Source organism: Nocardioides salsibiostraticola (assembly GCF_054783655.1).
On sequence record NZ_BAAGQD010000014.1, the window covers coordinates 276,899 to 300,406 of the forward strand.

The 23,508-nt window shown below is 68.6% G+C and carries 20 protein-coding genes; 11 read left to right on the top strand and 9 right to left on the bottom strand.

The annotated features are described in order from the left end of the window. The 4 genes from ACYVLV_RS08720 to ACYVLV_RS08735 are packed head-to-tail and all read left to right on the top strand — an operon-like array spanning position 1 to position 4,531. Entirely contained in the window at positions 1-1,017 is a 1,017-nt protein-coding gene (locus ACYVLV_RS08720; protein WP_460809190.1) for a hypothetical protein, read from the top strand. Then, complete coding sequence (locus tag ACYVLV_RS08725) at positions 1,018-2,091, top strand: energy-coupling factor transporter transmembrane component T family protein (protein WP_460809192.1); 1,074 nt, start codon at positions 1,018-1,020, stop codon at positions 2,089-2,091. After that, the gene (locus ACYVLV_RS08730) at positions 2,088-3,695 is read left to right on the top strand and encodes an ABC transporter ATP-binding protein (RefSeq protein WP_460809193.1); all 1,608 of its coding nucleotides are present in this window, start codon (positions 2,088-2,090) and stop codon (positions 3,693-3,695) included. Before ACYVLV_RS08725 ends, ACYVLV_RS08730 begins: the two co-directional genes overlap by 4 nt. Next, complete coding sequence (locus tag ACYVLV_RS08735; protein ID WP_460809196.1) at positions 3,692-4,531, top strand: ECF transporter S component; 840 nt, start codon at positions 3,692-3,694, stop codon at positions 4,529-4,531. The genes ACYVLV_RS08730 and ACYVLV_RS08735 overlap by 4 nt, the downstream gene beginning before the upstream one ends. Before the next feature lie 31 nt (positions 4,532-4,562). On the opposite strand, the gene ACYVLV_RS08740 is transcribed toward ACYVLV_RS08735, so the two are convergent. The 3 genes from ACYVLV_RS08740 to ACYVLV_RS08750 form a co-directional block, all read right to left on the bottom strand. Next, on the bottom strand, positions 4,563-5,729 hold the full coding sequence (locus ACYVLV_RS08740; protein ID WP_460809198.1) for a PQQ-dependent sugar dehydrogenase: 1,167 nt from the start codon (positions 5,727-5,729) through the stop codon (positions 4,563-4,565). A gap of 94 nt (positions 5,730-5,823) precedes the next feature. Beyond that, entirely contained in the window at positions 5,824-6,738 is a 915-nt protein-coding gene (locus ACYVLV_RS08745) for an alpha/beta fold hydrolase (RefSeq protein ID WP_460809200.1), read from the bottom strand. A gap of 450 nt (positions 6,739-7,188) precedes the next feature. After that, on the bottom strand, positions 7,189-7,344 hold the full coding sequence (locus ACYVLV_RS08750) for a hypothetical protein (RefSeq protein WP_460809202.1): 156 nt from the start codon (positions 7,342-7,344) through the stop codon (positions 7,189-7,191). 95 nt (positions 7,345-7,439) lie between these two features. On the opposite strand from ACYVLV_RS08750, the gene ACYVLV_RS08755 reads away from it, so the two are divergent. Beyond that, complete coding sequence (locus ACYVLV_RS08755; RefSeq protein ID WP_460809203.1) at positions 7,440-8,402, top strand: GlxA family transcriptional regulator; 963 nt, start codon at positions 7,440-7,442, stop codon at positions 8,400-8,402. Between the two features lie 29 nt (positions 8,403-8,431). Here the strand turns inward: ACYVLV_RS08755 and ACYVLV_RS08760 are convergent, their stop codons facing one another. Continuing rightward, positions 8,432-9,940 carry a potassium/proton antiporter gene (locus ACYVLV_RS08760; protein ID WP_460809204.1) on the bottom strand — a complete coding sequence of 503 codons (1,509 nt, stop codon included), beginning with the start codon at positions 9,938-9,940 and terminating at the stop codon, positions 8,432-8,434. A gap of 110 nt (positions 9,941-10,050) precedes the next feature. On the opposite strand from ACYVLV_RS08760, the gene ACYVLV_RS08765 reads away from it, so the two are divergent. Both ACYVLV_RS08765 and ACYVLV_RS08770 read left to right on the top strand, forming a co-directional pair. Continuing rightward, positions 10,051-10,995, top strand: coding sequence for a sensor histidine kinase (locus tag ACYVLV_RS08765; protein ID WP_460809205.1), 945 nt, complete (start codon positions 10,051-10,053; stop codon positions 10,993-10,995). After that, positions 10,992-11,636, top strand: coding sequence for a response regulator (locus ACYVLV_RS08770; protein WP_460809207.1), 645 nt, complete (start codon positions 10,992-10,994; stop codon positions 11,634-11,636). Before ACYVLV_RS08765 ends, ACYVLV_RS08770 begins: the two co-directional genes overlap by 4 nt. 34 nt (positions 11,637-11,670) lie before the next feature. On the opposite strand, the gene ACYVLV_RS08775 is transcribed toward ACYVLV_RS08770, so the two are convergent. Further along, on the bottom strand, positions 11,671-12,528 hold the full coding sequence (locus ACYVLV_RS08775) for an EamA family transporter (RefSeq protein WP_460809209.1): 858 nt from the start codon (positions 12,526-12,528) through the stop codon (positions 11,671-11,673). A 56-nt stretch (positions 12,529-12,584) separates the two neighbouring features. Here ACYVLV_RS08775 and ACYVLV_RS08780 point away from each other — a divergent pair, with 56 nt between their 5' ends. Continuing rightward, the gene (locus tag ACYVLV_RS08780) at positions 12,585-13,667 is read left to right on the top strand and encodes a WD40/YVTN/BNR-like repeat-containing protein (protein ID WP_460809211.1); all 1,083 of its coding nucleotides are present in this window, start codon (positions 12,585-12,587) and stop codon (positions 13,665-13,667) included. A gap of 22 nt (positions 13,668-13,689) precedes the next feature. Here the strand turns inward: ACYVLV_RS08780 and ACYVLV_RS08785 are convergent, their stop codons facing one another. Further along, entirely contained in the window at positions 13,690-16,281 is a 2,592-nt protein-coding gene (locus tag ACYVLV_RS08785; protein WP_460809640.1) for a glycoside hydrolase family 65 protein, read from the bottom strand. A 35-nt stretch (positions 16,282-16,316) separates the two neighbouring features. After that, the gene (locus tag ACYVLV_RS08790) at positions 16,317-17,114 is read right to left on the bottom strand and encodes an HAD family hydrolase (RefSeq protein WP_460809214.1); all 798 of its coding nucleotides are present in this window, start codon (positions 17,112-17,114) and stop codon (positions 16,317-16,319) included. A 79-nt stretch (positions 17,115-17,193) separates the two neighbouring features. Between ACYVLV_RS08790 and ilvD the strand changes: the two genes are divergently transcribed. The 3 genes from ilvD to ACYVLV_RS08805 all read left to right on the top strand — a co-directional run bounded on the left by ilvD (position 17,194) and on the right by ACYVLV_RS08805 (position 21,258). Then, a complete protein-coding gene (gene ilvD, locus ACYVLV_RS08795; RefSeq protein WP_460809215.1) occupies positions 17,194-18,867 on the top strand; it encodes a dihydroxy-acid dehydratase in 1,674 nt (557 codons plus the stop codon). Between the two features lie 29 nt (positions 18,868-18,896). Beyond that, positions 18,897-19,919: a hypothetical protein gene (locus ACYVLV_RS08800; RefSeq protein ID WP_460809217.1), complete on the top strand. Its 1,023-nt coding sequence runs from the start codon at positions 18,897-18,899 to the stop codon at positions 19,917-19,919. A gap of 133 nt (positions 19,920-20,052) precedes the next feature. Beyond that, entirely contained in the window at positions 20,053-21,258 is a 1,206-nt protein-coding gene (locus ACYVLV_RS08805) for a kynureninase (RefSeq protein ID WP_460809219.1), read from the top strand. Here the strand turns inward: ACYVLV_RS08805 and ACYVLV_RS08810 are convergent, their stop codons facing one another. Then, positions 21,259-22,746 carry a threonine/serine exporter family protein gene (locus tag ACYVLV_RS08810; protein ID WP_460809220.1) on the bottom strand — a complete coding sequence of 496 codons (1,488 nt, stop codon included), beginning with the start codon at positions 22,744-22,746 and terminating at the stop codon, positions 21,259-21,261. 66 nt (positions 22,747-22,812) lie between these two features. Beyond that, on the bottom strand, positions 22,813-23,481 hold the full coding sequence (locus tag ACYVLV_RS08815; RefSeq protein ID WP_460809221.1) for a Pr6Pr family membrane protein: 669 nt from the start codon (positions 23,479-23,481) through the stop codon (positions 22,813-22,815). Between the last annotated feature and the right edge of the window lie 27 nt (positions 23,482-23,508).

The following is a 23,508-nucleotide window of genomic DNA, read 5'->3' on the forward strand; positions in this document are numbered from 1 at the left end:
ATGCTCGGTCTCTCGGTACGACCGCTGGCTCTCGCCGCCGCTGGCCTCCTGGCCGCGGCGGCGGGGGTCGGCGTCACCCCTGCTCCGGCACAGGCCGCCGCGTGCGGTGGCTCCTCCGGGGTTACCGTGGTCGTGGACTACAACAGCCTCGGTGGGGAAGTACAGCAGTCCTGCGCGTCCTCCGGCGGTGGCCAGAGCGCGTCGTCGCTGTTCGGCGATCGGCTGGACTACGTCCAGGGCTCCGGCTTCGTGTGCCGGGTGGACACTAAGCCGGCCAGCGATCCCTGTGCGAGGACCGCACCCGCCAACGCGTTCTGGAGCCTGTGGTGGTCCGACGGCGAGTCGGGCAACTGGACCTACGCCAGTGTCGGCGCCACCTCGCTGAAGATCCCGGACGGGGGCTCGGTGGCCTTCTCCTGGGACGACGTGAACGGGTCGGCTCCGCCGTCGGCGCCGGCCCCGGTCCAGGGTTCCTCCTCCCCGGCACCCTCGCCCAGCCCCACGCCCGATCCGACGCCGTCCACACCGGGTGGAAGCGGCTCGACCGGCACCGCGGGGGGTGGCAACCAGGGCAACGCCGGCTCCTCGGGCAGCTCCGGCTCGGGCAACTCGGGAACGTCCGGCGGTGGCAACGATGGATCCGGCACCAGCAGCCGGGGCCCCTCGTCGCCCGAATCCGCCGGTGATTCCTCCGACCAGCCTTCGGCCGAGTCATCACCGGACGACTCGGCATCGACCTCGGCGAAACCCTCGCCGGGCAACGCTGCGAAGAATCGGAAGAAGCAGAAGCCGGGCACCTCGGCCGACGACCCGTCCGCCTCAGCCGACGCGTCGCCGTCGTCAGAGGAGTCCGCCAGCGAGAGCGCCGACGGCTCTGCCAACGACGTGTCACCCAACGCCTCGGAGTTGTCCGACGACGGCCTTCCCGGCTGGGCCGCCCCGGTGTTGATCGTGCTGCTCTTCGGCCTGGCCGGAGCGGCGGCGTACCTGCGACGACGGAGTCAGGGCACCTCCTAGATGGGTGCGCAGCTGGCCCGAGATCTCCACCCCGGAGCCTGGTGGCTCTGGGCTCTCGGGCTGGCTGCTGCCGCCTCCTTCACCACCAACCCCTTGGTCCTGCTGCTGATCCTGGCGGTGACGACCCTGGTCGTCCTCACCTGTCGTTCGGATCAGCCGTGGGCGGCGTCGTTCCGGATCTACGTCTGGTTGGGCGTGTTCATCATCGTGATCCGGGTCGTCTTCCGAATCATCTTCGGAGGCAGCTTCCCCGGCAGGGTCATCTGGGACCTGCCGACGATCCCGTTGCCGGACTTCGTCCTGGGGATAACCCTGTTGGGACCGCTCACCCAGGAGGCGTTGCTCTTCGGCCTGTACGACGGACTGCGCCTGGCCACGATCGTGATCTGCATCGGCGCAGCGAACTCGCTGGCCAACCCCAAACGGCTGCTGCGTTCGGTGCCCCCCGCGCTCTACGAGATCGGCACCGCACTGGTGGTCGCCGTGACCATGCTCCCGCAGTTCGCCGACAGCGTTCGTCGGGTGCGCGCCGCCCAGAGCCTGCGGGCGGGGGAGACCGGCCGGGTCGCTCGACTGCGCCGCTTCGTCATCCCGGTCATGGAGGACGCCCTGGAGCGCTCCCTCTCCCTGGCCGCCGGAATGGACACCCGCGGTTACGGCCGCGCCGGTGACCTGACCGCCGCTCGACGCAGGGTGACCGGCGTACTGATGGTGACCGGGCTGATCGGGGTGTGTGTCGGGGTCTACGCCGGGTTGGACCAGACCGCGCCGCGCTGGCTGGCGACGCCGATGCTGCTCGTCGGTCTGGCTCTCGCCGCGGCTGGTTTCGTCAGCGCCGGCCGCCGGGTGCAACGCACGATCTACCGGCCCGACCGGTGGCGAGCGGCGGAACTCGGCGTGGTCGTCTCGGGTCTCAGCGTCGGGTACGTCGGGTACTGGGTCAGCCAGAACCAGCTGCTCATCGCCTACCCGGATGTGGCGCGCGCGCCGCAGATCAGCCTTATCGCCTTGATCGGCGGGGCGATCGGTGGTCTTGCTCTGGTGGCCGCCCCTCCTCCGGTGGTGACGACATGATCGAACTGCGCAACATCTCCTTCGCCTACGAGGACAGCGACGGACCGGCCGACCCGGTGCTCAACGAGGTGAATCTGACCCTCGACGAGGGTGAGCTGATGGTGGTCTCCGGGCCGACCGGCTCGGGGAAGTCGACCCTGCTCGGGGTGGTGACGGGGCTCGTGCCGCGGTTCTCCGGTGGGGCTCTGCGGGGCGACGTACTCCTGGACGGCGAGAGCATCCTGCGCACGCCGCCCCGGGAGCGGGCGCACGCGATCGGTTACGTCGGCCAGAACCCGGCGGCCGGATTCGTCACTGACAGTGTCGAGGAGGAGCTGGCCTACGGGATGGAGCAGTTGGGTCTGGCTCCGGGAACGATGCGGCGCCGGGTCGAGGAGACCCTCGACCTGCTCGGGATCGCGGAACTGCGGTCCCGCGACCTGCGGACCCTGTCCGGCGGTCAGCAACAACGGGTGGCCATCGGCTCGGTCCTCACCATGCACCCGCGACTGCTGGTGCTCGATGAACCCACCTCGGCCCTGGACCCTACGGCCGCCGAGGAGGTGCTCTCCACCTTGACCCGGCTGGTGCACGACGTCGGGGTCTCGGTCCTACTGGCCGAGCACCGCTTGGAGCGGGTCATCCCGTTCGCCGACCGGATGTGTCTGGTCGGGGGCGGACGGGTGGTGGCCGGCGAGCCGGCTGAGTTGCTCGCGACCTCACCGGTAGTTCCTCCGCTGATCGAGTTGGGTCGGGCCGCCGGCTGGGATCCGCTGCCGTTGACCGTGCGCGACGCCCGGCGTCGGGTGGCTCGCCTCGACCTCGGAACCCCGCCGACCACCCAGATGACCTCCGAACCGGGCCCGGTGGCCCTGGCGGCGTCCTCGGTGACGGTGGTGCACGGAAAAAGCACCGTCGCGGTCCGTGAGCTCGATCTGACTCTGCGGGCGGGACGCATCACCGCGCTGATGGGTCGCAACGGGTGCGGCAAGTCCTCGCTGCTGTGGACCCTCCAGGGGACGACGGAACGACGCGGCGGATCGGTCGATCTCGCCGGACGTGACCCGTCCGCGTTGGACCCGGCCCAGCGACGTGGTCTGGTGGGCCTGCTGCCCCAGAACGCGTCAGACCTGCTCTACCTCGAGACCGTGGCGGAGGAATGCGCTGCCGGCGGTCCCGGCACCCACGACATCTTGGAGGAGTTGGTTCCGGGCATCGACCCGACGAGCCACCCTCGCGACCTCTCCGAAGGTCAGCGTCTCGCACTCGCGCTCTCGCTGGTGCTGGTCGCACGACCTGCGGTGGTTCTGCTCGACGAGCCCACCCGGGGCCTGGACTACGCCGCCAAGTCGCACCTCGCTCGCATGTTGCGGGACCTGGTCGCCGGGGGCCGCGCGGTCCTGGTCGCCACCCACGATGTGGAGTTCGTGGCCATCGCCGCCGATGACGTCGTGGTGATGGCGGAAGGGGAGGTGGTCTCCTCGGGTCCGGTGCGGGACGTCGTCGCGGAGTCCCCGGGATTCGCCCCCCAGATCACCAAGGTCCTGGGCGCTGGTTGGCTGACTCTCCAAGAGGTCGAGGCGGCCCTCGCCCCGAACGCTAAAGGGGGCAGTGCGAACCGATGACCATCGAGCAGAAACCGACACCGACACCGATGGCGAGGCTCCGTCCGGCCGCCGTCCGGGTCTCGGCCCGATCAGCGCTGGTGCTCGGCATCGCCTCGCTGGCGGGTCTGATGATGCTCTGCTGGCCGCTGTTGCTCTCGATCCCCGAGGGGCAGCGGGTGGACCCGCCCTTCCTGTTCCTCCTGCTGTTGCCGTTGGTGGTGCTGGTCGTCCTGGCCGAGATCAGCGAAGGGGGGATGGATCCGCGGGTGCTTGCGATCCTCGGAGTGCTCAGCGCCCTCAACGCCGTCCTGCGAGGACTGTCGGCGGGAACCGCCGGCGTGGAGTTGGTGTTCTTCCTGCTCATTCTGGCCGGGCGGGTATTCGGCCCCGGCTTCGGATTCGTGCTGGGCTGCACGTCGCTGTTCGCCTCGGCGTTGATGACGGCAGGGGTAGGACCCTGGCTGCCCTTCCAGATGATTGTCGCCGCTTGGGTCGGGATGGGTGCCGGCCTGCTGCCGCGCAGGATCTCCGGGCGCTGGGAGATCGCGATGCTGGCGGCCTACGCCGTGGTCGCGGCCTACGTCTTCGGGTTGCTGATGAACCTCTCGAGTTGGCCCTTCCTGCTCGGAGTGCAGGTGCCGGGGCACGAGGGCTCGCTGAGTTTCGTTCCCGGCGCCCCGCTGTGGGAGAACCTGCAGACCTTCTTCGTCTACACGCTGATCACCTCGACCGGTTCCTTCGACACCGGTCGGGCGATCACGACCTCGGTCGCGGTCATCGTGTTGGGACCCGCGGTCCTGACCACGCTGCGGCGGGCGGCCCGCCGGGCCACCATCACCACCCCTGACCCCTGACCCCTGACCCTGGGAGCGGCTCGGGCGAGGCTCAGGGAGCGATCAGCAGGATCCGGTCGTCCTCGGCGGCGGGGTCGCCGCGTCCGTCGCGGTTGCTGGTCATCAGCCAGAGCAGTCCGTCGGGGGCCACCTCGATGGTCCGCATCCGCCCGTAGTCCCCGACGAAGAAACTGCTCGGCTTCCCGGCCCGGTCGCCCTTGACCGGGATCCGCCACAGGCGCTCGCCCTTCAGTGCGGCCATCCACAGGTAGCCGTCGGTGTAGGTCAGCCCCGAGGGCGAGGCGTTGTCGGTGTTCCAGGTTCGTTGCGGATCGACGAAACCTTCGTCTCGGCCACCCTTCCCCTCGACCTGCGGCCACCCGTAGTTCTTCCCGCTGGTGATGAGATTGAGTTCGTCGAACGCGTTCTGACCGAACTCGGAGGCCCACAGTCGCTTGCCGTCGAAGGCCAGGCCCTGGACGTTGCGGTGCCCCTCGGTCCAGACCGCAGTGCCGAAGGGGTTGTCGGGCGCGGGATCCCCGTCGGTGGTGATCCGCAAGATCTTGCCGCCCAGGGAGTCACGGTCCTGCGCCAGGTCGGGCTGTCCGGCCTCACCGGTGGAGACGTACAGGTAGCCGTCGGGGCCGAACTCGATCCGGCCACCGTCATGGATGGAGCCGCGCGGGATCCCGGTGAAGATCGGTTCGACGGGGCTCAGCTTGCCGCTGGACAGGCGAGCCCGCACGACCCGGTTGTCACTGGCCGCACTGATGTAGAAGTACACCGTCTGATCGCGCGCGAAGGTCGGTGAGATCGCGACACCGAGAAGACCTGCCTCGTTCTCCGGGGACGCGGCCTCGATCTCGCCGACCTGCTGGACGACCCGGTTGCGGCCGCTGATCCTCAGCACCCGACGGGTGTCCCGCTCGGTGACCAGGGCGTCGCCGTTGTCGAAGAAGTCCAGCCCCCACGGGGCCTGGAGTCCGCTGGCGATGGTCCCCAGCACGCGTGGGGCCTGGGTGTCTCCGCCAGGGGATGGTTCGGGGGTGCCGGAGGCCGTGGCGTCCGGTGCCAGAGCGCTCTCGCTGGAGTCCGGCGCCTGAGGAACTCCCGAGGGGACCGGCCCCGCGGGAGGGGTGCCGGTGATGGTCAGCGTGCTCTCGTTGCCGCCTTGGCCGCAGGCGGCGAGAAGCAGCGTCGCTGCGGTGCCCGCGACCATCAGGCGGACCCTGCTCTTAGAAACCCGGCTCTTCGAAACCCGGCTCTTCGAAACCCCACTCTTCGCAACCCTGCCCATCGAGGCGAGGGACACTTCAGCCGACCCGCTCGATGAAGTCGACCAGGAGTTGGTGGACGCGCTCGGGCTGCTCCATCGCGATGAAGTGCGAGCCGCGCAGCTCGACGTACTCGGCGCCCTGGATCCGCGCGGCGGCGCTCTTCATGTCGCGGGCCCCGGCGAGTACGTCGAAGCTTCCGGCGACGAAGAGGGTCGGCACCTTGATCCGGCTCAGTCGGACCCGGGCATGCTTCGAGGTCGAGATGGCCAGATGCATGTACCACTCGATCGGAACCCGCAGGAACTCCGACACCGCGGCCGCGGCCAGTTCGGGGTCGCGGACCGGGAACATGAAACCGGAGTGGGTCAGCAGGTCGATGGCCTTGGGCCCGATGGGCAGCCGCGAGCTGATCGGGGTGACCAGACGGCCGGCGACGCTGAGGGTCCGCGCGACGTTGACCGTGACCGCACGGGCCACCGAACGGGGGAGATGCAGGGGCGCCAGCATGGTCCCGAAGGTGTCCCCGGGGACACCGGCGACGGCGAACAATCCCGAGACCCGCTCGGGGTGGCTCACGGCCAACTCGAACATCGTGTTCACGCCCATCGACCAGCCCATCAGGACCGCCTTGCCGATCGAGAAGTGATCCATCACCGACAATCCGTCCTGGACGAAGTGTTCGATCTCCACGTGGCGGGGGTCGACCGGTCGGTCGGAGCCTCCGACACCGCGGTGGTACCACGACACGACGCGCACGCCGCACTCCGGATCGAGCAGTGCCGGCCAGCACAACGGGTTGGTACCCAGCCCATTGCAGAGCACGACCGTCGGCCCGTCCATGGTTCCCTCGGGGTCGTTGGTCCAAGCACGCAGCGTGGTCCCGTCGTCGGAGAGGACGTCGTGATACGCGATGGTCGGAGTCGCGGCGGCCCGGGCCGGAGAGGACGTCATACCCCTGATTGTGCCGTAGGAGCACGTCTCATGGGGGCGGACTGGCCAGGCGAGACACGTGAGCCGGTCGGGCTGGAGACTGAGTCGTATTCCACTGTCCTCCCGGGCCCGTTCTTCACGCGGTCGTGCTCCGCCGCTCAGGTTCGTCGGTGAAACGTGATGGTGCCGTCGGGTCTGATCTGGTGGGCGCAGTCGTGGTGGATCAGTCAACAGCCCTTCCTGAGCGTTCAGTTAGCTCGGACGACGAACTGTTGATTGTCGAGGCGCTCGACCCCGCCTTGTCCGCCGTGCGCATCGTCGCGGGTGTAGTCGAACGTGAACGAGTCGATGTCCGCAAGGCCAGGGCGGGTCGGACGAACGGTCAGGACGAGGAACTCGCCCTCCACAGACTCGGTGCCCCACTGGAGCGTTGTCCCGGGGACGTTCGCCTGGGAATCAAGGATGCCCGGGTCAGCGCCAGGAGGATCCGGTGCGGGCGAACTCATCCGGGGCGTGGCTGCGCGGGGGCTCGATGGAGCGGGCGAAGGTGCCGTCATGGAGTTCGCGGGCCAGCGCGACGAGGCTGAGGAGGGTGAACAGGGACAGAAGGATCATTGATGTGGTCATGGCAGTAATCATGCTTCTATCGTGATCCCGCCAACAGTGGCAGTTATGCCGTTGTGCATTGATTTACTGCCAACATCGAGCCATCATGGCTACTTGTGAGCCCACAACCGCAACTGCACAAGGTCGTCGTCCTGGTCCAGGACGGGGTAGAGCCCTTCGGTCTGGGGACCTATGCCGAGGTCTGGGGCGAGCCGTACCACCTCCGAGACGACAATCCCGTCTTTGACTTCCAAGTGGCGACCCCGCGGCCGGGTCGAGTTCGTGGCCCATCCGGGTTCGACCTGTACGTCGAGCACGGACTCGACGCCGCCGACGATGCCGACCTGGTCATCGCCAGTCCCAAGCGCGACAGTGAGGAACCCAGCCCCGAGGTCGCCGAAGTTCTCAGGGCCGCCTTCGACCGGGGAGCCCTGGTCCAGGCGCACTGCTCCGGTGTCTTCCAGCTCGGAGAGGCCGGTCTGCTGGACGGGCGACGCTGCACCACCCACTGGGCCCATGCCGCCCGGCTCGCCGAGCAGTATCCCGAGGCACACGTCGATCCCGACGTCCTCTACGTCCACGACGGACGGATGATCACCGGAGCCGGATCAGCCGCCAGCCTGGATGCCTCCTTGCATCTGATGCGTGAGGTCTTCGGTGCCCGACACGCGAGTGCCGCCGCCCGCCGGATCGTCGTCCCCCCACACCGCGACGGGGGTCAGGCCCAGTTCATCTCCACCCCGATCGTCGACTGTGACGCCGAAACCCTCGGCCCCCTGCTGCTCTGGATGGTCGAGCACCTCGACGAGGAGTTGGACGTCGCCTCGCTTGCCCGACGCTCGACGATGTCGCCGCGCACCTTCGCGCGCCGGTTCCGAGCCGAGACCGGCACCACTCCTCACGCCTGGTTGATCCGTCAACGCGTCATGCGGGCCGAGCAACTCCTCGAGGAGTCCGATCACCCGGTGGAGTGGATCGCCACGAGGACGGGCTTCGGCAATGCCGCGACCCTGCGCCATCACTTCACCAGAATCCGTGGCGTCAGCCCGCAGCAGTATCGGCGCCAGTTCGCCTGCTGACGACCGGCCGACCGGAGGTCATCTCCACATCATCGGCTGGACAGGGCGGCGTGCCAGCCGGCGAGCCGCCCCGAGTCGCTGACGGCACGCAGGCGACGCTCGATGGTGGGCTGATGCTCGTGGGCGGCGGCGATCAGGACGTGGTCACCCGCACGTAGTGCGGTGGTCGGGCCCGGCACGAAAAACCTGCCCTGGCGCAGCACGAGCGCCAGCCCGGCACCCTCGGGCAGGCGTAGTTCGGCGACCTCGACCCCGACCAACAACGACTGGTGGGAGACCGAGAACTGCAGGAGCATGGCGTTGATGTCGTCCAGGGGCGCCGACTCGATCGCGACGTCTCGGGGTGAGCTCTCCCGGGCGACGCCAAGCGCGCGGGCCACCCACGGCAGGGTCGGTCCCTGCACCAGGGTGAAGATCACTACGAGTAGGAACACGACGTCGAAGATCCGCTCGGCTCCCGGGAGCCCGGCGCTCACCGGGATCGTGGCCAACACGATGGGAACCGCGCCACGCAGCCCTGCCCAACTGATGAACGCCTGTTCGCGCCAGGGCACTCCGAAGGGCGTCGCGCACAGGGCTACCGACACCGGCCGGGCCACGAAGGTGAGCACGGCGCCTACGACGAGGGCAGCCGGCAACGCTTCCATCAGTCTGCCCGGGCTGGCCAGCAGGCCGAGCATGATGAACAGGCCGATCTGCGCCAGCCAGGCCAGCGATTCGACGAATCCCAAGGTGGTGCCCCGGTGGGGGAGCCGCGAGTTGCCGAGGATGAGCCCGGCGACGTAGATCGCGAGGAACGGGCTTGCTCCGGCCACCCCCGCAACGGCAAAGGCCAGGAATGCGATGCCCAGGGCAGCCAGTGGATACAGCCCCGACGCCGGCAGCGCGCTCCGGGCCAGGACCCACACGCCGACCCTGGCGACCAGCAGGCCGATGACCGCACCGAGCACGAGTTGGTAGCCGATCTGAGCACCCACTCCCACCAGGCCCGACTCCGCCCAGGCGCTGGAGGAGACCACGGTGACCAGAATGATGACCGGCGGGTCGTTGAACCCCGACTCCGCCTCGACCGTGGCCCGCAGGCGAGATCGGATCGGCAGCCGACGGAGCACTGCGAAGACCGCAGCCGCATCGGTCGAGGAGGCGACCGCGCCGAGCAGGATCGCCACCCGCACATCGACATCGAGCAGCAGGTAGGCGAGCCCGCCGGTGATCGCGACACTGAGGAACACACCGGGCACCGCGAGCACGGCAGCCAACGGAGCCACCGGTCGTACGGCGCGCAGGTCGGTCGTGAAGCCGCCCTCGGCCAGGATCATCCCCAGGGCGATCGAGCCGAGGATCAGCGTGAGGTCGGTGTCGTCGAACTCCAGCCCGATCCCGGCCTCCCCGATCAGCAGCCCCATGCCGAGATAGATGAGCAGACTGGGTAACCCGGCCCGCGCGAACAGTCGCACCGCCGCGACAGCGGCCAGGAGGACGCCGGTGGCCGCGAGGAGGACGAGGTTGAGATCGTCCGGTGTCACGACGAGGGGCATGAGTGAAGTATTCGCGGCGGAGAGCCCTGAGCGAATGGGGTCCACCACCCATCTCCGCGGTCCGGCGTGGACACCGATCCTCCCGTGGGGGAGGGTTGAGTGTGCGCCCCATGAGTGATCTGCCCCTGGTCTGGAACATCAGCCTCATCAACGCGACGGTGTTTCTCCTGGGCACCCTCGTGCTCGTCCTGTCCCCGCTGAGCATCTCCTCGCGGGTCGTTCCGTCCGAGGCGATCGTGGTGACGGTGGGGGTGACGATCGTGGTGCTCACCAATGCGCTGTTGATCCACCGCAGTCTGGCTCCGTTGGACCGGATGATCAGCAGCATGGAGGCCATGGACCAACTCCATCCCGGCGCGGTGCCTGAGGAAGGCACCGGCACGGTGCGCGGGATCGCCCGCAGCGTCAACGGGCTGCTCGACCGCCTCGAGGCGGCCCGGCAGGCCGGCAACGTGCAGGCCCTCGCGGCTCAGGAGGCCGAGCGCCACCGGATCGCTCAGGAACTGCACGACGAGGTGGGTCAGAGCCTGACCGTGGTGCTACTCGGACTGAAACGGGTCGAGTCACGGGTCCCACCCGAGGTGATGGAGGAGCTCGCGCTGGTGCGCGAGAGTGCCCGGGCCGGCCTGGACGACGTACGCCGGGTGGCCAGGCGGTTGCGTCCGGGGGTGCTTGAGGATCTCGGGCTGACCAGCGCGCTGGCCTCGTTGGTGACGGACTTCGCGACAAGCAGCACCGCGTCGGTCCGCCGCAACTTCGCGCCCGGGTTGCCGGCCCTCTCGGCGCAGGCCGAGCTGGTGGTCTATCGCATCGCCCAGGAGGCGCTGACCAATGCCGCCCGCCACGCGCAGGCGGGCAGCGTCGAACTGTCGTTGGGTCGGCAGGGTGACGCCGTGGTGCTCGAGGTCCGCGACGACGGGCGAGGATTCGGTGCACAGGCTGAGGGCTCGGGACTGCTCGGCATGCGCGAACGCGCGGCCCTGGTCGACGCGGAGCTCACGGTCACCAGCCAGCCCCGCAGCGGCACGACGGTGCGGTTGCGGGTGCCCGCGTGATTCGTATCCTGCTGGCCGACGATCACGCGCTCGTCCGTCGCGGCGTACGCCTCATCCTCGAGCAGGAGTCCGATCTGACCGTCGTGGCCGAGGCCGGTGATGGCGCGGAGGCGGTGCGGCTGCTGCGAGAGACCGACGTGGACCTGGCGATTCTGGATATCGCGATGCCCCGGATGACGGGTCTCCAGGCGGCCGCGGAGATCTCGCGGCGAGTTTCTCCTCCGAGGATCCTGATGTTGTCCATGCACGACAACGAGCAGTACTTCTTCGGAGCACTCAAAGCCGGCGCCTGCGGTTACGTGCTCAAGTCCGTGGCCGACGAGGACCTTCTCAGCGCCTGCCGGGCGGCGATGCGGGGCGAGACGTTCCTCTACCCCGGCGCCGAGAGTGCGTTGGTCCGCGACTACCTCGACCGCCTGCGCCGCGGAGAGCGGGTGCCGGAATCGGCGCTCACCCCGCGTGAGGACGAGGTCATCAAGTTGATCGCGGAAGGTCGGTCCAGCAAGGAGATCGCTCACGAGTTGACCATCGCGGTGAAGACGGTCGAACGACATCGCGCCAACATCCTCGCCAAGCTCGGCATGCGCGACCGCACCGACCTGACTCGCTACGCGATCCGCGCCGGCTTGATCGAACCCTGAAGCGACGCGCCGAGCTCGGTCCCTGGCCGGACCCCTAGTCGGGGACCGGTTCGGTGATGACGGCCCGGCTTCGGGTGGCTCCGGCGCTGGCCGCGATCACGCAGACGACGGCCAGCCATTGGGTCAGGGTGAGCACCTCGCCAACCACCAGGACTCCGGCGAGGGCGGCGGCCGCGGGCTCGAGGCTCATCAGGATGCCGAAGGTCGCTGTGCTCAAGGAGCGCAGCGCGACCATCTCGCAGCTGTAGGGCACCACCGAACTCAACAGTCCGACCATCGCCCCCAGCGCCAGGATCCGCAGGTCCAGGGCCTCTCCGGCACCGCCGACGCCGATCAGGAGGGGTGTCAGCAGCGCGACCGCCACCACGCTGGCCATCGATAGTCCTTCCAGCCCGGGCCATCGCTGGCCGGTCCGCGCACTCATCAGGATGTACGCCGCCCACGAGGCTCCGGCGAGCAGGGCGAAGGCGACCCCGGCGACGTTGAGATCGGCGCGACCCGCCCCCAGGAGCAGCACCCCCAATCCGGCGAGACCGACCCAGAGCAGGTCGAGTCGCCGTCGCGAGCCGATGACGGCCAGGGTCAGCGGACCGATGAACTCGATGGTGACCGCGACGCCCAGCGGGATGCGTGCGAAGGACTGGTAGATCGCCCAGTTCATCAGACCCAGGCTCGCGCCGAAGGCGAGGACGGTGAGCCAGTCCTCGCGGCTGCGGCCACGGAACGCGGGGCGGGCGATGAGCACCAGGATCAGGGCGCTGACGGCGAGTCGCAGCCACACCAGGGTGGTCGGTTGGACCTCCTCGAAGAGGTTCTTCGCCACCCCGGCCCCGAACTGCACGGAAATGATCGCGATCACCACCAGCCAGACCGGTGAGAAACGCGAAGTCATCTGGTCAACCTCATCAATGGGGGTAATAGTGGAGCGATCACGGTAGGGAGACAGACATGAAAACAGTTCTGCTGGTCGGCACCCGCAAGGGGCTCTGGATCGGGCGGTCCGACGAGGCGCGCGAGGAGTGGGACTTCACCGGTCCCCATCACGACATGGAGGAGGTCTACTCCTGTCTGGTCGACACCCGCGGTCCGAGTCCTCGGCTCCTGGCGGGGGCCTCGTCGAGTTGGTTCGGCCCGCAGGTGCGGAGTTCTCCGGATCTGGGTGAGACCTGGGAGGAGACTCCGGGTGGTGCGATCCGCTTCCCCGAGGAGTCGGGAGTTTCGCTGGAACGGATCTGGCAACTGGCTCCCGGCAGCGAGCCCGGCGTCCTCTACGCCGGCACCGAACCCGGCGCCATCTGGCGGTCCACCGACGACGGCCGCACCTTCGCCCTCGAGGAGCCGCTGTGGAACCACCCGCACCGCCCCGACTGGGGCGCCGGCTTCGGCGGGCAGGCCTTCCACACGATCCTGCCCCACCCGACCGATCCGAACTCCGTCACCGCCGCCATCTCCACCGGAGGCGTCTACCAAACCAGGGACGGGGGAGCCACCTGGGAAGCCCGCAGCCAGGGAATCCGGGCGGAGTTCATGCCGGAGGGTCAGCAGTTCCCGGCGTACGGACAGTGCGTGCACAAGGTGACCCGCCACCCCTCGCGACCCGAACGGCTCTACCTGCAGAACCACGGCGGGGTCTACCGCTCCGACGACGAGGCCGCGACGTGGGTGTACATCGCCGACGGGCTGCCGGCCGACTTCGGCTTCTCCATCGTGGTGCACCCGCACGAACCGGAGACGATCTTCGTCTTCCCGATCGGCGGTGGCGACGGTCGCTACCCACCCGGGGGTCGGGCCCGGGTCTGGCGGTCCCGCGACGCGGGAGAGACCTGGGAGGAGTCGCGGGAAGGTCTACCCGACAACTTCTACGTCGCGGTGATGCGGGACGCGATGTGCGCCGACACCCACACCGCGGCGGGCCTGTACGTCGGCACCCGCAACGGCTCGGTGTGGGGGTCGACCGACGATGCTGAGACCTGGCGACCGATCGTGGCGAACCTGCCCGACGTACTGGTGGTCAGAGCCGCCGCGATCTGAGGCCAGCCGATCTGAGTCGATCTCAGAAGTGCGATCGCCCCTCGTGCTGTCGGGCGGACTCACTGTCGGCGGGGACCTCCCCGGTGACGTGCGCGTCGGCGTACGACACCGGCTGGGGCACCCCGGCGGTGATCATGGTGCCGTCGGCACGTGAGCCACCGAGCTGGGGCTTGTCGGTCGCTTGTCCTGCCAGCCGCGGCCCCTGCCCGTCCAACGGGATCCGTACGGGCGCGCCTTCGCGCACCACGAACTCGACCCCGCGTACGTCGAAGGTGACCTCGTCCGCACCCGAGTGGGCAGCGTCGGTGGAGACCGCGACGACCTCGGCGGTCAGTTCGGTGGCCGTGAGCTCGAACGCGACGCGCACCCCGTGCCAGGTGAGCGGGAAGCGCAGGGCCTCCCACTCCTCGGGGAGCCGGGGGTCGAACGACAGCCGACCGCGGTGGTCGCGCATCCCGCCGAACCCGTTGACCAGGCTGCCCCAGACCCCGCCGGCCGAGGCGATGTGCAGCCCGTCGACGGTGTTGCCGTGCAGGTTCATCAGGTCGACGTACAGCGCCTGATGGAAGTAGCTCAAGGCGATCTCGTGGTACCCCACCTCGGAGGCGACGATCGACTGGACGACCGCGGAAAGAGTGGAGTCTCCGGTCGTGATCGGGTCGTAGTACTCGAAGTCGGCCTTCTTCTCCTCGGTGGTGAACCGGTCACCCTGGAGGAAGAGCGCCAGCACGACGTCGGCCTGCTTGAGCACCTGGAAGCGGTAGATCACCAGCGGGTGGTAGTGCAGCAGCAGCGGCCGCAGGTGGCTCGGTGTGCGGGAGAGGTCCCACGCCTCGCGGTCGAGGAAGAAGTCGTCCTGCGGGTGGATGCCCAGCCCGGTATCGAACGGGATGGCCATCCCCTCGGCGCAGGCACGCCACTCCCCGATCTCGGCGTCGGTCAGCCCGAGGCGATGGACGATCGCGAAGTACTCGGCGGGGTGGTCGCAACGAATCTCCTCGATCGCCTCGACCGCAGCCTCGAGGTTGGCCCGGGCCATCACGTTGGTGAAGAGGTTGTTGTTCACCACCGTGGTGTATTCGTCGGGGCCGGTCACGCCGTGGATGTGGAACGACGGATGCGAGTTGTGGCGCCAGAAACCCAGGTCGGCCCACATCCGCGAGGTCTCCACGAGGATGTCGATGCCGTCGCGCACCAAGAAGGCGGTGTCGCCGCTGGCGTGGACGTACTTCATCAGGGCGTAGGCGATGTCGGCGTCGATGTGGACCTGGGCCGTACCAGCGGCGTAGTAGGCCGAGGCCTCCTCACCGTTGATCGTGCGCCACGGGAAGAGCGCACCGCGCTGGGCCATCTCGCCGGCGCGGGTCTGGGCTGCGGGCAGCATCCGTCGACGGAACTGCAGGGTGTTGCGAGCGATGGCCGGTGAGGTGTAGGTCAGGAACGGGGTCACATAGACCTCGGTGTCCCAGAAGTAGTGACCCTCGTAACCCGAACCCGTCACACCCTTCGCGGGCACCCCCTGCTGGTCGGCGCGGGCACTGGCCTGGGCCAGGGAGAAGAGGTTGTAGCGGATCGCCTGCTGCAGCGCCTCCGGGTTCGGGGTCGGCTCGCCGTCCGTTGTCGTGGCCGGAAGGTCGATCTGTACGTCGCTCGAGGCCCAGAACTCGTCGTACCACTCCCGTTGCTCGACGAGGTGGTGCTCCAGACCCTGCCGGGCGACACGGTCCAGGGTCCGGTCGCATCGATCGGCAAGTTCCCGGACGGCCACGCCCCGCGAGGAGTGATAGGCCACGGCCTTCTCGATCCGCACCGGACGACCCTCACGCGCATCGATTCGGAAGACCCGTTTGGCCAGGTCGTCCTCGTGCCGGTTCACCACCTCGTAGGGGTCCTCGCACTGGATCCGGTGATCGGCGGCGATCGCGATCGTCATCTCGGAGTTGGCGCACCGGTAGCCCAGGATCATCCGGTCGTCGTCGTTGCTGCTGACCCGGGGGAGTAGCACGCGGTCCTCGAACTCCGCGGCCTTCCGCGGATCCGCGCCCAGACCCATGGCGCTGGTCGAGGAGGTGTACTCGTCGCGACCGTCCTGACGGTTGATGATCTGGGAGGAGATCACGATCGGGGCGTTCCCCGACAACATCGTCACCTCGAGGGTGATGATCGCCAGGTGCCGCTGGGTCATCGAGACCATGCGGGTGGAGTCGATCTGGACGCGCTTGCCGGACGGCGTACGCCAGATCAGGCTGCGCCGCAGAATCCCGTCGCGGAAGTCGAGGGTCCGCTCGTAGTACTCGAGGTCGGCGGTGCCCAGGGTGAGGGGTTCGTCGTCGACGTAGATCTTCAGGACCTTGGCGTCCGGGACGTTGACGATCGTCTGGCCGGTCTGGGCGAACCCGAAGGCCGCCTCCGCGTGCCGGATCGGCCAGGTCTCGTGGAAGCCGTTGAGGAAGGTGCCGTGGGCGAAGGCGTCGCGGCCCTCCTCAGGGTTGCCGCGCATCCCGAGATAGCCGTTGGCCACCGAGAACAGGGTCTCGGTGACCCCGAGGTCCTCCGGGCTGTGGGAGGTCTCGACCAGGCGCCAGGGGTCCGCAGGGAAGCGGCCGCGGTCCATCGGGTCGCAACCGACGGCCTCGCCGTGCCGCCCGCTCACTGAGCCGCTCCGTTCGGGACGAGGTCGGCCAGGTCGGAGACGACCATCGTGGCGCCCGCGTCGGTGAGGGTCTGGGACCCTGCGCCGCGGTCGACTCCGATCACCAACCCGAAGGCTCCGGACGCTCCTGCTTGGACCCCTGACACCGCATCCTCGAGAACCACTGAGGTGGCGGCCGTGGCGCCGAGGATGTCCGCGGCGCGCAGGAAGGTGTCCGGTGCGGGCTTGCCGGGAAGTCCCTCGGCGGTGGCGACGCGTCCGTCGACCACGGTGATGAAGCGGTCGGCCAGACCGGCGGCCGCGAGCACGGAGGGGGCATTGGCGGAGGAGGACACGACCGCGAGGGGGATGTCGAGGTCGCGCAGGTGGTCCAAGAGCGCGACCGATCCCGGGTAGGCGACCACGCCGTCGCGTTCGAGGACGGCGTTGAAGGCGTCGTTCTTCCGGTTCCCCAGGCCGCACACGGTGGCGTCGGCGAAGAACTGGTCGGTCGGATCGGCCGGGTCGCCGTACGGCAGGTCGATGCCGCGGGCGGTCAGGAAGTCCTGGACGCCGTCGTAGCGGGGCTTGCCGTCGACGTGGGCGAAGTAGTCCGCGTCGGTGTACGCCGAGGTGTCACCGGCGGCGTCGGAAGGGAGTTGGTCGAGGAAGGCGTTGAACATCTCGGCCCAGGCGCGCATGTGGACCTCGGCGGTCGGCGTGATCACGCCGTCGAGGTCGAAGAGCACGGCGGAGAAGTCGGTCCAGGTCACCGGTGAGCCCGGTGAGCGGGACGAGTCGTCGTATGCAGTCACTAGATGAGGTTAGACGTAGCGGGGTTGCCGCAGCGAGCCCTCGCACAAGGGGTGGCTCCGACGGGACTATCCTCGCGGCATGACCGAGCCCGACATGAAGCCCCGTTCCCGCGACGTCACCGATGGTCTGGAGAAAGCGGCCGCCCGCGGCATGCTCCGTGCCGTCGGCATGGGCGATGACGACTGGGTCAAGCCTCAGATCGGTGTGGCGTCGAGCTGGAACGAGATCACGCCCTGCAACCTGTCCCTGGACCGGCTGGCCAAGGCCGTCAAGAACGGGGTGCACGCTGGCGGCGGGTTCCCGCTGGAGTTCGGCACGATCTCGGTCTCCGACGGCATCTCCATGGGCCACGAGGGGATGCACTTCTCCCTGGTCTCGCGTGAGGTGATCGCGGACTCGGTCGAGACCGTGATGATGGCCGAACGGCTCGACGGATCGGTGCTCCTGGCCGGATGCGATAAGTCGCTGCCCGGGATGATGATGGCCGCGGCCCGACTCGACCTCGCCTCGGTCTTCCTCTACGCCGGGTCGACCATGCCCGGACAGGTCGACGGCAACGACGTCACCATCATCGACGCCTTCGAGGCCATCGGCGCCTGCCTGGCCGGCAAGATCACCCGGGATGAGGTCGACCGCATCGAGCGAGCGATCTGCCCCGGTGAGGGTGCGTGCGGGGGGATGTACACCGCCAACACCATGGCCGCCGTGGGGGAGGCCCTCGGGATGTCCCTGCCCGGTTCGGCGGCGCCGCCGGCGGTCGACCGCCGCCGCGACGGGTTCGCGCACCGCTCGGGGATCGCGGTGGTCGAGATGCTGCGTCAGGGCATCACCGCACGTCAGATCATGACCATGGAGGCCTTCGAGAACGCCATCACCGTGGTGATGGCGCTGGGCGGTTCCTCCAACGCCGTACTCCACCTGCTTGCCATCGCCCGCGAGGCCGACGTCGACCTGACCCTGGACGACTTCAACCGGATCGGGGACAAGGTGCCGCACCTCGGTGACCTGAAGCCGTTCGGCAAGTACGTGATGAACGACGTGGACAAGATCGGGGGCATCCCGGTGGTCATGAAGGCGCTGTTGGACGCCGGCCTCATGCACGGCGACTGCCTGACCGTGACCGGCAAGACCCTGGCCCAGAACCTCGAGGACCTCAAACCGCCGGCGTTGGACGACGAGGTGATCCGCAGCCTCTCCCGGCCCATCCACGCCACCGGCGGGTTGACGATCCTCAAGGGGTCGCTGGCTCCCGACGGAGCGGTCGTGAAGTCGGCGGGCTTCGACGAGTCCGTGTTCAAGGGCACTGCTCGGGTCTTCGACGGGGAACGCGCCGCACTCGACGCGCTGACCGAGGGACGCATCGTCGCCAACGACGTCGTGGTCATCCGCTACGAGGGCCCCAAGGGTGGCCCCGGGATGCGCGAGATGCTGGCCATCACCGGCGCGATCAAGGGCGCCGGTCTCGGCAAGGACGTCCTGCTGATCACCGACGGCCGCTTCTCCGGGGGTACGACGGGCCTGTGCGTGGGCCACATCGCCCCCGAGGCCGCCGACGGGGGTCCGATCGCGTTCGTGCGCGACGGCGACCCGATCACCCTCGACGTCCTCAACCGGAGCCTCGAGGTGGAGATCTCCGATCTGGAGGCGCGTCAGGAGGGCTGGGAACCGAACCCGCCGAAGTACACGCGGGGCGTGCTCGGCAAGTACGCCAAGGTGGTGCAGTCCGCCGCACACGGTGCGGTCACCAGTTGACCGCTCGGAGGAGATGAGGGACTGAGATCGTGCTCGCTCGGCGTCGGATCGTGGCCGTCGCCACGTTCTTCGTGGTGTTGCTGGTGGCGGCGGTCATCGGGGCGAACCGATCATCGGTGAGTGATCGAACCTCCGAGCCACCGGCAACCCAGGACTCGGCCGCCCCTCACACGGATGACCCGCAGCCGGATGACTCGCAGCCGGATGACTCGCAGGCCGAGGACCCGCAGGATGACGACCCTGCGCCGTTGGAGTTCGAGGGTCTGCCCGACGTGAACCACGACGGGGCCGGCGTCTTCCACGACGACCCGTTGCTCGTCGCCTACTACGGCACTCCGGGGACCGGTGCCCTCGGTGTGCTGGGCGAGAGCCCGATCGGGAAGATGAACCGACAGCTCCTCCGCGCGGCCGAACCGTTCGCCCGCGACGGGCAGCGGATCCAGCCGGTCTACGAGCTCATCGTCACCGTCGCCGATGCTCGTCCGGGCGTCGATGGGGACTACAGCCGTCATATCGGTGAGCGCAAGGTGGAGCGCTACGTGCGCGCCGCTCGACGCAGCGGTGCCCTGGTCCTGCTGGACATCCAGCCGGGCCGGGCCGGCTTCCTCAGCGCCGCCAAGCACTGGCGGTGGGCGCTGGAGGACCCGGCCGTCGGGTTGGCCCTCGACCCCGAGTGGCGCATGGGCGACGACGAGGTGCCGGGCCAGACGATCGGATCGGTCAGCGCGAAAGAGGTGAACCGGGTCGCGGGATGGTTGGCGAAGGTGGTCCGCGACGAGGACCTTCCCGACAAGTTGTTCGTGGTCCACCAGTTCCGGTCATCGATGGTGCGCTCGCTCGACCAGGTCTTCGCTCGACCGGGTCTGGCGATGGTGCAGAACATGGATGGCTTCGGCACGCGCTCGCAGAAGCTGGCGTCCTACCAGGCGCTCGCGCAGCCGGACCGGTTCCACCTGGGGATGAAGTTGTTCTACGACGAGGACACCGACCTCATCGACCCGGCGTACCTGCGCACCATCCGACCCCGGGTCCACTTCCTCTCCTTCCAATAACCACGAAGTTCGTCAGATGGGGACGCGAAGTTCGTCAGATGGGGACGCGAGATCTCCTGCTCGCCCCATTTGGCGAACTTCGAAGCCCATCTGGCGCACTTCGTGGGGGATGGGCTGTAGTAGAACGGTCGCCATGAGTACCCCGATGAGCCTGGACTCGGCTGACCCGCTGGCGCAGTACCGCGATCGGTTCGTCGGCTCCGAGACCGCGCTGGTCTACTTCGACGGGAACTCCCTGGGTCGACCCCTGCGAGCGACAGGGGAACGACTCAAGACGTTCGTCGAGGACGAGTGGGCCACGCGGCTGATTCGCGGGTGGGACGAGCGGTGGATGGACCTCGGCGCGACCATCGGGGACCAGATCGGCTCGATCTGCCTGGGTGCCCGGTCGGGACAGACCATCGTCGGGGACTCCACGACGGTGCTGCTCTACAAGGCGATGCGGGCGGCGGTGGCGCTGCGGCCCGGGCGCACCGAGATCGTCGTGGACCGGGACAACTTTCCCACCGACCGCTACCTCGCCGAGGGCGTGGCCCGTGAGTGCGGCTTGACCGTGCGGTGGATCGACGTCGACACCGCCACCGGCGTGACCCTCGAACAGGTCGAACAGGTGGTCGGCCTCGACACGGCGTTGGTCGTGGTCAGCCACGTCGCCTACCGATCGGCCTGGATCGCCGAGGGTGCCTCCATCACGCAGGCGGTCCACCACGCCGGCGCCCTGATCCTCTGGGACCTGTCCCACTCAGTCGGTTCGGTGCCCGTGGCGTTGGACGACTGGGACGTCGACCTGGCCGTGGGCTGCACCTACAAGTACCTCAACGGGGGGCCGGGGTCACCGGCGTTCATCTACGTCGCGGAGAGGTTGCACGAGCAGATCGTCCAGCCCATCCAGGGCTGGCTCGGGAACGCCGACCCGTTCGCGATGGGGCCCGACTACCGTCCGGCTCCGGGGGTACGCCGGATGATCAGCGGTACGCCGCCGGTGATCGGCATGCTCGGCATGCAGGACATGCTCGAACTCCTCGCCGAGGTGGGTCTGGAGGCGGTCCGAGCCAAGTCGATCCTGCTGACCGGCTTCGCCATGGAACGCTCCGAGGAGCGTCTGGCCCGGTACGACGTCACGGTGGCCTCGCCACGGGAGCCCGGTCGGCGCGGCGGTCACGTGACCCTTCTGCACCCGGCGATGCGCGAGGTCACCGCCACGTTGTGGGAGCGCGACGTGATCCCGGACTACCGCGATCCGGGCGGCCTGCGACTCGGGCTGTCACCCCTGTCGACGTCCTTCGCCGAGGTCGCTGAGGGCATCGACGCGATCGGAGCGGCTCTCGCCGCGACCTGATCAGTCGGTCGATCCCTCGTCTCCTCGAGGTCCCACCAGTCGAGGTCCTCGCAACCGTTCGTCGATCTCGGCCAGGTCGTCGATCCCCAGTTCCATGGTGTTGAGCTCGACGGGGTGAGCCGGGCTCGCAGGGTGCGCCGAGTGCGCGATGAGCGGCTCGGACGACATCGGGGAGTGGCGGTTCGCCGCATTCGGCCGGCGCGCAGCGAGTTTGCGGACCTCACGGTCGATCGGCTGCATCAGGTATTCAGCCAGGATGACTCCGGCCGCGATGGCCAGGGCGATCGAGGCCGCCTCCATGATCGAGAGGATGCCCTGCGCAGGGGCGGCGTCGTCGGCGTTGGACAGCAGCGCCAGACCGCGGTAGATCGCGACTCCCGGCAGCATGGGGACCACGGCGGAGACGACGATGACCAGGAGCGGGGTCTTGGCCCAGCGAGCGATGGGGTGACTCAGCATGCCCAGGATCAAGGCCGCAACGCCGACCGACCAGGGGCGATCGAAACCGAAGTACCCCATGATCTGGCTGATGGCGATACCGAGGCTGGCCACCAGGAAGATCGGCGCCACCACACGCTTGGGGGAGTAGGACGCGACCGCGAAGGCTGCGGCCGCCAGACCGGCTCCCGCTGCGATGAGGCCGACGGCATCCAACTCGATGATGCGCCCAGGAACCAGACGGTCGATCTCGACCCCGGCGACCGAGGCGATCGTCAGACCACCCGAGACGCCCGCGATCAGCCCGGCGGTGGCCAGGAGCGCCTCGAGCAGGCGAGCGCTGGCGGTGACGTAGAACCCCGTCAGGGCGTCGTGCAGGGCAGCCATGAAGCCGATCCCCGACAGCAGCATGATGATGTTCGCGGTGACCGCGAGAGAGGGGTCGACATCCAGCCCGACCGCGACCGCTGCCAGAGCGATCACCGATGCGGTGAGTCCACCCACCACCTGCAGGTAGAAAGCAGGGAGCCGGCGGCGGGCGAGCCGTTGCTGCAACAGATCGATGGTTCCCCCGGCCAAGCCAGCCAGAGCGATCACCGCAGGACCACCACCGAGCATGATGGCAATACCGACGCACATCATCCCCCAGGCGACGGTGACCACCCACCGAGGATGCGTGTGACCGGAATTCGAGATGCGCGACGCCTCGGCTCGCGCCCCCTCCAGATCCAGGTCCCCGTTGATGACCCGTCGGATGAGGTGATCGACCCGGGTGAGGTCCTCGTAGTCGATGGCGCGTTGGCTGACCTGGCGAAGAAGCACGACCGGGCGGATCCCGGACGGGTCCTGACAACTCATCGACAAGGACGTGAACGTGACGTCCACCTCGACCCCGACCAACCCCAGATTCCCGGCCAGAAGCTGCATGCTCGAGGAGACATCGGCGGCACCCGCGCCGTTGGACATCAGGATCTCGCCGACCTGCAGACACAGCTCTACAGCGTGGTGGGTACGCCGCTGCTCCGGCGCGGTTGGGAACTGACTAGACATGTTCCGATGGTGGCAGCGAACCCGTTGCTTTCACAACCGAGGAGGGCGTCTGACGGGTGTCTTCGATCACCCTCGGCGCAGGGGTGCCGAGGTGCTCGTCGTACGGCTGGGGGAGAAGCGCTGGTCCCACCACCGCGCGGCGACGGAAAGGCCCACGAAAAGGGCCATGATGGCGACTGAGACGACGACGACCGCGGCCCATCCGTCCTCACGGTGATCGAGGAACGGGTAGGGGAACCACCCGGTCGCCAAGCCCATCGACAGGGTCCACAGCAGCCACGCCACCGGCCAGAGCAACGCCCACCGGACCACCGACGCGGACACCCGCGGTCGAGGACCGAAGGCGAGCCAACCGATCACCGCCAGGGCGGGCACCACCATGTGCAGCAACTTGTCGGCCACGTAGTCGGCCCCCGAGAGGTCCAGCAGGGGGAGGAGTAGGAAGAAGTGCACGACTCCGGTGATGGCGATGCCGACCACCGCATCCAGGCGGGCCACACGCCACCAGCGGGCGTCGTACTGCGGTGAAACGGCGAGGATGGCCGCGGTGATGGCGACCAGCAGATTGCTCTGGATTGTGAAGTACGACGCCAACCGGCCCACCCTGATGCCCAGGCCGGGGATCTCCTGCTCGTCCAGGACCCGACCCCCTTGGAGAACCAGGATCAGCTGGAGGAGCAACGCACCCACAGCGACCACTGCCGTCAACAGATGCCAGAACCGGGGGGTAGTCACCCGGCGAATGTAGCGGTATTTCATTCG

Bases quoted from the DNA above. Each gene is read 5' to 3' on its own strand.
- ACYVLV_RS08720 (WP_460809190.1), top strand. From the start codon at position 1: ATGCTCGGTCTCTCGGTACGACCGCTGGCTCTCGCCGCCGCTGGCCTC.
- ACYVLV_RS08725 (WP_460809192.1), top strand. From the start codon at position 1,018: ATGGGTGCGCAGCTGGCCCGAGATCTCCACCCCGGAGCCTGGTGGCTC.
- ACYVLV_RS08730 (WP_460809193.1), top strand. From the start codon at position 2,088: ATGATCGAACTGCGCAACATCTCCTTCGCCTACGAGGACAGCGACGGA.
- ACYVLV_RS08735 (WP_460809196.1), top strand. From the start codon at position 3,692: ATGACCATCGAGCAGAAACCGACACCGACACCGATGGCGAGGCTCCGT.
- ACYVLV_RS08740 (WP_460809198.1), bottom strand. From the start codon at position 5,729: ATGGTCGCGGGCACCGCAGCGACGCTGCTTCTCGCCGCCTGCGGCCAA.
- ACYVLV_RS08745 (WP_460809200.1), bottom strand. From the start codon at position 6,738: ATGACGTCCTCTCCGGCCCGGGCCGCCGCGACTCCGACCATCGCGTAT.
- ACYVLV_RS08750 (WP_460809202.1), bottom strand. From the start codon at position 7,344: ATGACCACATCAATGATCCTTCTGTCCCTGTTCACCCTCCTCAGCCTC.
- ACYVLV_RS08760 (WP_460809204.1), bottom strand. From the start codon at position 9,940: ATGCCCCTCGTCGTGACACCGGACGATCTCAACCTCGTCCTCCTCGCG.
- ACYVLV_RS08765 (WP_460809205.1), top strand. From the start codon at position 10,051: ATGAGTGATCTGCCCCTGGTCTGGAACATCAGCCTCATCAACGCGACG.
- ACYVLV_RS08775 (WP_460809209.1), bottom strand. From the start codon at position 12,528: ATGACTTCGCGTTTCTCACCGGTCTGGCTGGTGGTGATCGCGATCATT.
- ACYVLV_RS08780 (WP_460809211.1), top strand. From the start codon at position 12,585: ATGAAAACAGTTCTGCTGGTCGGCACCCGCAAGGGGCTCTGGATCGGG.
- ACYVLV_RS08785 (WP_460809640.1), bottom strand. From the start codon at position 16,281: ATGGACCGCGGCCGCTTCCCTGCGGACCCCTGGCGCCTGGTCGAGACC.
- ilvD (WP_460809215.1), top strand. From the start codon at position 17,194: ATGACCGAGCCCGACATGAAGCCCCGTTCCCGCGACGTCACCGATGGT.
- ACYVLV_RS08805 (WP_460809219.1), top strand. From the start codon at position 20,053: ATGAGTACCCCGATGAGCCTGGACTCGGCTGACCCGCTGGCGCAGTAC.
- ACYVLV_RS08810 (WP_460809220.1), bottom strand. From the start codon at position 22,746: ATGTCTAGTCAGTTCCCAACCGCGCCGGAGCAGCGGCGTACCCACCAC.